Genomic DNA, 247 nt, shown 5'->3' on the forward strand with positions numbered 1-247 from the left:
GGCCGGACGATCTTCGTATTGCACGATCTCAAGACGCTGCCAATCAACCCCGTTGAGCGCGGCATAGACATCATCATCTCCGGCCATTCTCATGTGCCGAAAGTCGATACGGTCAACAATGTGCTCTACGTCAATCCCGGCAGCGCCGGGCCAGGGCGCTTCAAGTTGCCGATCACGCTTGCGACGCTCGATGTTACGTCTGACAATCTGCGACCGGTCATCCATGAACTCGTGGCCCGTTGAACTG

Annotated in this window: 1 protein-coding gene; it reads left to right on the plus strand. The window is 57.1% G+C overall.

Translation table 11 applies throughout. The annotated features are described in order from the left end of the window. Positions 1-243: metallophosphoesterase family protein (locus BraRD5C2_RS34105; RefSeq protein WP_223975860.1), on the plus strand; the 243-nt coding region annotated here is incomplete at its 5' end. Between the last annotated feature and the right edge of the window lie 4 nt (positions 244-247).

Source organism: Bradyrhizobium sp. RD5-C2 (assembly GCF_019972155.1).
Classification (GTDB): Bacteria; Pseudomonadota; Alphaproteobacteria; order Rhizobiales; family Xanthobacteraceae; genus Bradyrhizobium.